This window comes from Marinobacter sp. L-46 (assembly GCF_056859535.1).
The window spans coordinates 1-8,926 of the sequence record NZ_JBSXOP010000082.1; the positions used below are offsets into that span (position 1 = coordinate 1).

Annotated in this window: 5 protein-coding genes and 2 pseudogenes; 2 read left to right on the forward strand and 5 right to left on the reverse strand. The window is 53.4% G+C overall.

Annotation, left to right across the window (positions count from 1 at the left end; genetic code table 11):
• Nucleotides 1-138: 138 nt before the first annotated feature.
• From AC13DJ_RS14520 to AC13DJ_RS14530, 3 genes are all read right to left on the reverse strand, one after another.
• Nucleotides 139-678, reverse strand: a complete 540-nt coding sequence (locus tag AC13DJ_RS14520) for a porin family protein (protein WP_303293453.1) — start codon at nt 676-678, stop codon at nt 139-141.
• Nucleotides 679-873: 195 nt separating this feature from the next.
• Entirely contained in the window at nt 874-1,308 is a 435-nt protein-coding gene (gene mobI / locus AC13DJ_RS14525; RefSeq protein ID WP_482933962.1) for a conjugative transfer protein MobI(A/C), read from the reverse strand.
• A gap of 979 nt (nt 1,309-2,287) precedes the next feature.
• Nucleotides 2,288-3,766: a Fic family protein gene (locus AC13DJ_RS14530; RefSeq protein WP_482933963.1), complete on the reverse strand. Its 1,479-nt coding sequence runs from the start codon at nt 3,764-3,766 to the stop codon at nt 2,288-2,290.
• Nucleotides 3,767-4,366: 600 nt separating this feature from the next.
• Here AC13DJ_RS14530 and AC13DJ_RS14535 point away from each other — a divergent pair.
• Nucleotides 4,367-4,831, forward strand: a complete 465-nt coding sequence (locus tag AC13DJ_RS14535; RefSeq protein ID WP_482933964.1) for an SET domain-containing protein — start codon at nt 4,367-4,369, stop codon at nt 4,829-4,831.
• Between the two features lie 230 nt (nt 4,832-5,061).
• Nucleotides 5,062-6,186, forward strand: a pseudogene (locus tag AC13DJ_RS14540) (IS3 family transposase).
• 929 nt (nt 6,187-7,115) lie between these two features.
• On the opposite strand, the gene istB reads toward AC13DJ_RS14540, so the two are convergent.
• Nucleotides 7,116-7,871 (reverse strand): IS21-like element ISSpu5 family helper ATPase IstB, encoded by a 756-nt coding sequence (gene istB, locus AC13DJ_RS14545; protein ID WP_482933965.1) that lies wholly within the window; start codon nt 7,869-7,871, stop codon nt 7,116-7,118.
• An 11-nt stretch (nt 7,872-7,882) separates the two neighbouring features.
• Nucleotides 7,883-8,791, reverse strand: a pseudogene (gene istA / locus AC13DJ_RS14550) (IS21-like element ISSpu5 family transposase); the annotation flags it as partial.
• Nucleotides 8,792-8,926: the final 135 nt, after the last annotated feature.

Sequence of the window (8,926 nt, forward strand, 5' to 3'; positions counted from 1 at the left end):
TTGGACTGATTGATCAAATAATGGTCAAGTTGATCGATATTCAGCTTGTCGCCAATTTATTGAAGGCACTCAGTTCAGTCCCCATTTCCAGAAATGAGCTGAACTGGCTGAAAATGCGTGTTTCTGGATGGACACTAGTTAGAACGATACACCAAGTCCCACACTGACACCCTGCACCATATAATCAGATTTCCAGAGGTAGGTGCCATAATCCAGATAGGTATAGAGGTTCTCAGTAATGGCGAGATTAACAAAGGCGCCAAGAGATGGGCCACTATCGGAATCTTCGCCCCAATAGGGTCCGTAACTGAATTTCATTTTACCGGCCGTCGCACCACCGTAGACTCCGATCCGGTGGTTATTACCAATCTCACTCGAGAGTGTTAACAAAAGAGATCCGGCACCTTCCAGGCTGACATCCACGCCACCCAGGTCGTCCTCACCACCGGCTGCATAGCGCCCTTCGATACCGATCATATCGGTTATCTGGACTCCGAGCCTTCCCTGTAAACCCGCACCAACAGCGGCCCCTTCAACCTGATCGTTAACATAGATCCAGAGCATAGGGCCTGCACCAGCGTAGACATACGGCTCAAACGGATCATCCTGTCCCATTGCAGGGGTGTGGAGGCCGCATAGTGTGAGGGCGGCAGTACAAACGGCGAGCTTGTGAATCATACAAAGTCCTTGAGTTATCTATCACGACTCCTACAAGATAACGCAGTTACACGACAAGGAGCGTCGCAAGCCAAAACTGGTTAGACCTCAACGTCACCAAAACCACGCCTCGCCAATAATGCAGCGTAGGCCTGGCGAATAACCTGCCCTTCGCGTTTTTCTGCGCCCTTAGTCTTCATGAGACACCCCCACATTCTATGCCTGACGCACCAGCCGCTTCTTCCTGGCGCGATCGATCGTTGCAATCGCCTTGCTTACCTCTGCGTACTCAGAGCGGATTTTTGCCAGCCTTTCTTCAAACTCGAGTACCGGCTCTATCTCCCAACTCTTTGCTCGTCTGCTCAAGGATGCGGCTCGGTACTTATAGTCACGGCCCTTCTTGATCCGTGTGCTTTGAACCGCCGACTTGGTACTGCCTTCAGGCTTGTGAAAACGGAACTTCAGCCAACAAATCTCTAACACTCGACCTTTGTGCAGTCGCACCCGCACGTTCAACCTTCCCTTCTCTTTCGGCTCCCTCAGTGCGTTCTCCCTTAAATGCCAGTTCCAATGTTCCTGCGCGACATCTACTGCCTCTTCATGAAGTTCCTTTATCGTTTCCATTAGCTGATCACGGATTTGGTCGTACATCGTAAAATCCCACCTTTCTGCCGGTTGGGTTATTGCGCTCCATATCCCCACCTAAGTTGAATGAATTATCTTCTGAATGTTAGGTGGGGATATTGCGCTCCATAACCCCACCTAGATACGTAAAACGTTTTGAATTTGTTATTTTCTCAGACAGCCCCCAATCTCTTATTCATGCATATTCCCAATCTAGGTAGGGTTATGGAGCGCAATATCCCCATCTAAGGTATTTGGGGTCTACGTTAGGTGGGGTTTTCTACTCCCATAACCCCACCTAAGGCTGGGCTGTGCCCCAGTTCTACGAGATTCATGCTACCAGCGATTCGAAACGCCAGATGACCAAACGATGCCGTTTTTTGGCCGCCGTTTGGCGCATAACGGTTCCTGGAAACCGGGGCTGTATTCCATAGGTCGTCCGCTCAGTGTACCCATAGGTGCACTGCCGGTATCCACTGCACTGAAGGTGCAGAGACCTTGTGAACCGGTGGTGAACCTGTGGGTACACACCTCGGAACCAGTCAGAAGTGATGGGCGGCAGGTGTGTACCTGCAGTGAACCTGTGGGTACACACCTCGGAACCAGTCAGAAGTGATGGGCGGCAGGTGTGTACCTGCAGTGAACCTGTGGGTACACACTCTGGAACCAGCCAGAAGTGATGGACGACGAGTGTGTACCTGTAGTGAACCTGTGGGTGCACACCCTGGGACCAGTCAGAAGTGATGGACGGCAGGTGTGTACCTGCAGTGAACCTGTGGGGTCACTCTAATCTGGAGAATTTTGTTTATGTTCTTCACAAAAAAGTCTCTTTTGGACTGAGTGTGCAACAAAATTAAACGTAAGCGTCGGCAAAGGGGTTTGGGGAAGCTGGAAACGGGGAGATGGTGTCGGGGTTCGTGTTCCGGGTAACTCGGCTATGGCTCAAGATGCTCCGGCGTCGAAGCCAACGTGCCTTCGTTATAGCGGTGCAGGTAAAGTGCTTTGTTCATGATGCGGCCACCACGCTTTGATAGGCCTGTTCCAGCGCATCGAAGATCTCTTCAGGCACCCTGTACTGATATTGCTTGCGCCGGTGGTTAGATATGCGGCCATTCTGATCCAGGCAAAACATCACCAGCCTGGAAAGCTCGGTGTTGGGTATATCGAATGCTTGATCTATGCGCCGGTAGATTGCGTCGTACCGGGCGAGGAAGACGGTTTCCTCTTTCAGGTGTTGTTCTATGGCCTGTTTGGTTGCCCGGGCCATAAATTCGGCACAGTGGGTGCCATCCCAGTATCGGTACAGGGCTTCATGGCCCTTAAACTCAAACTGGAACTGGTTTTCGTCGATGTAAGTAACGTCCCAGTACTGCCTCGCCTGCTCCGAAAACGCCTGTAGCACACTAAGATATTCGGATTCATTCTGGCGTAGCACGATGGATACCGGCAGTACCAGGCCGTTTTTCAGAGCCCCACGCTGGCACAGTACCTGGTGAAACAAAAACCGGGACAGGCGGCCGTTGCCATCCATAAAGGGATGAACAAACACAAAGCCGAAGGATACGATGCTTGCCAGTACCAGTGGGTCCACCGCTTCCGGTGGCTGGTTTGCCAATGCCATCAGCTGTTCCATCAAGGAGCGTGACAGTTCCGGATCTGGTGGCACATAGGTGACCCCCAGCGCACCACGCAGGCCGTTACTGAGGTAATTCTGTTCCGTTCGGAAAGACAGAGCCTGGGAGAACACATTGCTGATAACGGCATTTTGCAGGTCTACCAGGTAGTCTTCATCCAGTTTTCTGGGGCTGTGGGCCTGTTTCAGCAGGTTCACGAAACGGGTAGCTTTGTCTTCCGATGGCGCTTCGTTTTCAATGGCATAGGAATCCCGGGTTTCGTGCAGATAGGCCCAGGCCAGCGTGCGGTTAAGAATATCTTTCGGCAGTGACTCGGTGAACTCAGTGGCTTTTTGCAGCAAGTGTTCATCAAGCAACGCCTGAAGCGCTCCGGTTCGCCGCACCGTGATGCAATAATCCAGTGTGCCCAGGCCATTGAATATCACTCGCCAACGGGGATTCTTCTGTCCCTGGCCGGTAATGTAGGCCTTGGGGTTAAACAACGGCACGTAAGCCTGCTGGATGCTTTCCGTGGCGCGTTGAATCGTCTCACCGGTAAAGTGTTCCCACAGGAAGCAGGCCCTGCGCAGGTATTGGCTGTTTGGGGCGGCATCAAAGGCCTGCCGGATCTCTGGTTCTGGGATGGCTGGCAGCGCCTGGGCCAATACCTGCAAGTTGATGCCTTCGTGTTTGATGGCGAACAGAACGTGCCCCAGACGATCATCAGGGGACGGGACCAGCTTTGCGGGCACGGCTATGGTCTGGCCGATGATTTCTTTGCGGGTGACCGAGCGCACTTCTACAGAGATTTCAGGCGCTATGGCCGAGATACTGTCCTGATTGATGAGATGCGCGTAACCTGCGTATTGCATGTTTTCCCTTTTTTCCGCCTGCCAGAACTTTATTTACACTCATCTAACTTTATTTACACTTTTAATCATCTCACTAATATTTTTTACAGACAAGGATGGGGTGCTGCGCCGCTACCTTTCCGGACCGATTACTTCTACCGCCCCTACAGGGACCAGGAACTAAGTACTCCGCACTGGCTCGCACACCAACGTCACATTTACTACTTTTTGCCAGTGATAGGGTTTTGGTCGAGTCCATTTGTCTAGGATGATGGGGACTCAGGGCCGGCAGGGAGAGGCCTGAATCTACTTTTTCCTCACTACACGATTTCACTGCGATGTGCAGTCCAGGGTGTCAGTGAAAACCATCGATAGCGGATAAACCCCATCTTTAGATCACCCAGTGGCCGATCTTAATCGGATTCGGGCTAAACGTGGTTTGCACATCGCATTGGCTTTTACTGTCGACGCTCTTTTTTCTCACAGTACCGAGAGTACAAACACCAGGCCGTTAAAATCGCACCAGCAAGGATGCCAGTGCTAATCGAGAGAAGCATTCCAGTTTGTAGGCTCATTTATCACTCCAACTGGTAGTGAAGGTTGTAGCTCGAAACTACATATATGCTGGAAACACTGCAGTTCAAAGATAGCTTTAAACCGAAACTAACGACTAAGGACAAAAAAATCCTGAGCATCCTTACACGCGAAAGCGGACTACCACAACAAAAGATACGGAAAATCTACAACATTGTATGCACTTACAATGTCGTATCCCAAATACGAGCAATACAAGAGGGGGTCGCCCTAGTCGGTGAACGAATTTCGATAGCTGTTGGGGTAGGTCTCGCCAATCATAGTTGTGCACCTAACAGCGAACGCCTACAAACAAGCTCCATAGAAGAATTTAAATCCAGAATCGATGGCTTACAGGCTTTGCGAGACATCAACGTGGGTGAGGAGATTACATGGAGCTACTTTTATAACGAACCCCCTAACAACCTCCAGGCGCGCCAGAAATCCCTTAGAAAGGATTTTGGATTTTATTGCACATGTGAGCGTTGCCTAAAAGAGGCCGGGAAAGGGTGATAGCAACTGGTTGATCTTGTAATAACACGCGTAAAGCCAGTCCCCTCTGGGGCTGGCTTTACTATGAAAATAGGTTTTTCGCATCCAGAAGATGCCTGTAAATTAATATATCTGATTGAATAACAGATAACAGATAACAGATAACAGATAACGTTATCAATATCCTGAAGTGGACCCCAAATTTTGGACAGGTGCCCAAGCTCTGATTCATCATCTCCACAAGAAGGAGAATCATGAGCAAGAAACGCAAGCAATACAGCGCATCATTCAAGTCCAAAGTTGCTTTGGGCTGCCCTCAAGGGCGACCAGCCCACATCCGAAATTACTGCCCGTTTTCAGACCCACCCCGCCATGGTCAGCACTTGGAAGCGCGAGTTGCCGGAGAACGCTCCCGACCTCTTCGAGGGCAAGAAGAAGGCCGGCAAGCAATCTGATGAGCCCAGAACAGACGAACTTTACCGAGAGATCGGCCGGCTGACGGTGGAACGCGATTTTTTGTCGCGCAAGCTCGATCAGTAAGCCGTCAACAGCGGTGGGCGATGATCGAGCGTGGTCATCCCCAAGTCAGTCTTTCGCGCCAGTGCGAGCTGCTCAAGCTGACCCGCTCATCCGTGTACTACTTCCCTCGTGAGCAATGTCAGGAGGATCTGGATCTGATGTACCTGATTGATCAACAGCACGTGGAAACGCCGTACTATGGCTCTCGCAAGATGCGGGTTCACTTGCAGCACCAAGGCTACCGGGTCAACCGGAAACGGGTACACCGCCTGAATGCCCATGGTGCGCATCAGCCGCTGCACCCGCGACCAAGAACTAGTATTCCGGGCGACGGGCACAAGGTGTACCCGTACCTGCTCAAGGGCTTGAAGATCGAGCGTCCTAACCAAGTTTGGGCAACTGACATCAGCTACGTGCCGCTGGCCCGGGGCTTCATGTATCTGATCGTCATCATCGACTGGTACAGCCGCACGGTGCTGTCCTGGCGGGTCTCCAACACCATGGACACAGACTTCTGTATCGAGGCCCTGCAACGCCACGGAACACCGGAAATCTTCAATACTGATCAGGGTGCCCAGTTCACCAGTGAGGCCTTCACAGGTGTTCTCAAAGAGCATGGCATCCGGATCAGCATGGACGGCAAAGGCTGCTACCATGACAGCATCTTTGTGGAACGGCTCTGGCGCAGCGTCAAACACGAGTGCGTCTACCTAACTGCCTTCGAGGATGGCCGACACTTGAAGCAGGCGCTCCACCGGTACTTCCGGCATTACAATCAGACCCGGTACCGCCAAACCCTTGATTACCAAACGCCCGATGAGGTGTACTCCGGGCAACCCATAACCTTGGCAGCCTGAGCCAGGGAAACAACCGGATCATAGCTTAGGGACACTATCAGGTTGTCCAACTGATTGGGTCCACCTCATGCCCCCCTTCCCTTTCAACGCATGCGCTCATTGGGTCAGCCTACAAAACTCTGCGAGTTTTCTATCGTTTTTCGGTGCTTGCAGTTCGTTTGATTTATGTATCGTGAATTTACACGCATAGTGATTCAAGCCAGCTGAAACCACGCTTCACGATCAAACGAACGGAGTAAATGATGCGACCAGTATCTATAGCCGATTTTATCGAGATCGTCTTCTCGGACGACAGCTATCCACCAGCCGCCTCGACTATCCGAAGGCTCTGCAGCGAGAGAGATTGCGAGGGCCGTCCAGTCATTCCGGGGGCATTTAAATTTGGGAAGCTCTGGAAAATCGATCTCGACGCTTACTACATGGAGATGGCCCAAAGAACCAATGGGGCCGCTCCATCCGATGATGCAATTATCTACGGACTAGCCCGGAGCCTCGCATCCTAAAATGGCACCTAGAAATCGCTCTAAAGCTAATGAGTCGCTAGCGGCCTACCCCGGACTATATCGCAATGCTCATGATGTCTATTTCGTCGTACACCCGCTCACGCGCAAGCGAGGAAGTCTGGAAACCAAAGATCGTGTTATTGCAATCCAGCGCTGGTCAGCTCTGCAGCGACTTTGGCAGGCAGAAATCTCCGATTCAAAGACTGACTCTCTAGCGAAAAAGCTTTCGGACCTTGCCACTCCCCGCCCTAATGATGGTGAGGCTATTACGCTTTCGCATTACCTCAAAAAATGGAGGGTAGACGTGCTCGGGCACTGCGTGTGCGTAAACCGCTGAAGGTTGCCACCCATTCCACGTGAAGCCTGCCACCCGGACCGGAGCAAGGCTGCCACCCATCGGAGCGTAGCGACGCGGGGTTTCTCTTCTTACTCCGAAGTCTCAGTGCCCGTCAACTTTGCCTGCTGTTTTCGCATGGATTCGCCCCGCAGATTGATCTTGTAGGCGTTGTGTACGAGCCGGTCCAGGATGGCGTCGGCCAGAGTGGCGTCACCGATTACGCCATGCCATTCTTCGATGGGTAATTGGCTGGTGGCGATGGTGGAGCGCCTGCCATGCCGGTCTTCCAGGACCTCCAGCAAGTCTCGCCGATTCTCTGCGCTCAGCTTCATCAGCCCCCAGTCATCCAGGATCAGCACGTCGACTTTGGCGAGGTTGGTCAGAAGCTTGGCGTACTGGCCATCTCCTTTGGCGATGGTCAGTTCCCGCAGCAGACGGGTCAGGCGAACGTACTGGGCCGTGTAACCCTCACGGCAGGCTTTATGTGCCAAGGCGCAAGCCAGCCAGGTTTTGCCGACCCCAGTGGGGCCGGTGATGAGCACGTTCAGATGCTCTTTGACCCACTGGCAGCTGGCCAGTGACTGAACCAGCCCTTTGTCCAGGCCACGTGAGTGCCGGTAATCCAGGTCTTCGAGGATGGCCGCGTGTCTTAGTTTGGCCCGGCGTAACCGGCTGGTCATGCGCCGGTTGTCTCGCTCGGTCATTTCCCGGTCCACGAGTAGCCCGAGGCGCTCCTCGAAGCTCAAATCGGTGATGTCGGGGGTGGCCGACTGATCCGTCAGGGCAGCGGCCATGCCGGTCAGTTTGAGGGCGTGGAGCTTATCCAGCGTGGGATGTTTCAGCATGTCAGGTTCCTTCAGTGGTAGTAGGCGGGGCCACGGATGTTGTCGTGTGTGTCGGGTAAGGCCAGTTCTTGTTGCTCTTCCAGGGGCTGCTCATCCAGGCGATGCTTGAGGATGGATTCGATGCTCTTGTATCGGCAGCTGCCCAGCATCAGGGCGCGTTGGCAGGCACGTTCTAATCGTGCCTCGCCGTAGCTCTGGCCCAGCCGGAGAATGCCCAGACAGGACCGATAGGCCTGTTGCGGATGCTTTCTTGCCCCCAGCGCGGTACGGATAAGCTTTTCAGTTGCCGGTCCAGTCTTGGCTGCCCAGGCGGTCAGTCGCTCTGGGGTCCACTCGCCGGCTTGGCGATGGGACTCCGGCATGTGAGCGGCGATGGTGCTATGCCGACCCTTCTGATCCGAACGCCGGTGGCTGGCGATCCGGTTGCCCCGGTGGAAGCATTCGATGGTGTTCTGGGTGATCCGGACCTCCACCTCTTTCTTGATCAGGGTGTAGGGCACCGAGTAGTAGTGCCCATCGATGGCCACGTGGTAGTCGATGTGTACCCGGGCTTTTTTCCACTCGGCGTAGACATACGGCTCGGCGGGTAGCGGTTGTAGAACCGGCTGGTCCAGCTGTTTGAAGTGATCAAGCCGGCACCCGGGCAACTTGCGGAAGGGGCGGCTATTGAGCTTCTCCAACAGCTCACGGATGGTGGCGTTGAGCTGCCCCAGGGAGAAGTGCTGACGATGGCGCAGGGCCGCCAGGATCCAGCGCTCAACGATCAATACGCCACCTTCCACCTTGGCCTTGTCACGGGGCTTGCGAACCCGTGTAGGGACAACGGCCACGCCATAATGGCCAGCCATATCCTGATAGGTCGGATTGAGGTCCGGCTCGTAGCGATGGGCCTTGCTGACGCCGGAACGGAGGTTATCCGGATTATGTTCCCAATCCCATTATGTTCCGTTCACCCTGGAAGCCCTTGAATCCATAGGGAGGATCCCGTGTAAAAGGACACATAACGACAGATGCCGTTTGGGCGCATGATTTCCTTTCCTACATCCAGAAAGGAG

What these genes read in the sequence shown, in the direction of transcription:
- AC13DJ_RS14520 (WP_303293453.1), bottom strand. Translation starts at nt 678, where the DNA reads ATGATTCACAAGCTCGCCGTTTGTACTGCCGCCCTCACACTATGCGGC.
- mobI (WP_482933962.1), bottom strand. Translation starts at nt 1,308, where the DNA reads ATGTACGACCAAATCCGTGATCAGCTAATGGAAACGATAAAGGAACTT.
- AC13DJ_RS14530 (WP_482933963.1), bottom strand. Translation starts at nt 3,766, where the DNA reads ATGCAATACGCAGGTTACGCGCATCTCATCAATCAGGACAGTATCTCG.
- AC13DJ_RS14535 (WP_482933964.1), top strand. Translation starts at nt 4,367, where the DNA reads ATGCTGGAAACACTGCAGTTCAAAGATAGCTTTAAACCGAAACTAACG.
- istB (WP_482933965.1), bottom strand. Translation starts at nt 7,871, where the DNA reads ATGCTGAAACATCCCACGCTGGATAAGCTCCACGCCCTCAAACTGACC.